The 1,242-nt window shown below is 66.8% G+C and carries 1 protein-coding gene; it reads left to right on the forward strand.

The features are described from left to right. The coding region (locus HH302_RS22220) for a VCBS domain-containing protein (protein WP_216662025.1) at nucleotides 1-1,242 on the forward strand (1,242 nt) is incomplete at both ends.

Below are 1,242 nucleotides of genomic sequence, written 5' to 3' on the forward strand. Positions count from 1 at the left end.
CGACGCCTGCCACGCTGGCTGGCACCTACGGCACCTTCACCTTCAACACCACGACCGGGGCATGGACCTACGCTGCGAACAACGCGCAGTCCGCGATCCAGTCGCTCGGCGCAGGCCAGTCGCTGACGGACTCGATCACGGTGAAGTCGGCCGATGGCACCGCTTCGCAAGTGATCTCGGTGACCATCAACGGCGCCAACGACGGCGCCACCATCGGTGGCACCGCCACCGGCACGGTGGTGGAGGCCGGCGGCGTCGCGAATGCGATCGCCGGTACGCCGAACGCCTCCGGTACGGTCACCGTGTCGGATGCCGATGCAGGTCAATCGAGCTTCCAGGCCGTCGCGCCCGCTTCGCTCAACGGCACCTACGGTACCTTCAGCTTCAACGCCGCGACCGGCGCCTGGACCTATGCGCTGGATAACAGCAAAGCGGCCACGCAAGCACTCACCAACGGCCAGATCGTGCATGACACGCTGACCGTCACGAGCCTGGATGGCACCGCGACCAAGGCAATCGACGTGACCGTGACCGGTGCCAACGACACCGCTGCGATCACCGGTACTGCGACGGGCACGATGACCGAGGATGTCGCCGTGACCGGCGGCAACCTCACGGCGTCGGGCAGCCTCGCCGTGACCGACGTGGATTCGGGTGAAGCGGTCTTTGCGACGCCTGCCACGCTGGCTGGCTCCTACGGCACCTTCACCTTCAACACCACGACCGGTGCCTGGACCTACGCTGCGAACAACGCGCAGTCCGCAATCCAGTCGCTCGGCGCGGGTCAGTCGCTGACCGATTCGATCACGGTGAAGTCCGCAGACGGCACCGCTTCGCAAGTGATCTCGGTGACCATCAACGGCGCCAACGACGGCGCCACCGTCGGTGGCACCGCCACCGGCACGGTGGTCGAAGCCGGTGGTGTGGCGAATGCGATCGCCGGTACGCCGAACGCCTCGGGCACCGTGAGCGTCAGTGACGCCGATGCGGGCCAGTCTGTCTTCCAGGCTGTCGCGCCCGCTTCGCTCAACGGCACCTACGGTACCTTCACCTTCAACGCCGCGACCGGCGCCTGGACGTACGCACTCGACAACACCAAGGCCGCGACGCAAGCGCTGACCAACGGCCAGATCGTGCATGACACGCTGACCGTCACGAGCCTGGATGGCACCGCGACCAAGGCGATCGATGTGACCGTGACCGGTGCCAACGACACCGCCGCGATCACCGGCACCGCAACCG

It is taken from the genome of Niveibacterium sp. COAC-50, assembly GCF_013184235.1.
Classification (GTDB): domain Bacteria; phylum Pseudomonadota; class Gammaproteobacteria; order Burkholderiales; family Rhodocyclaceae; genus Niveibacterium; species Niveibacterium microcysteis.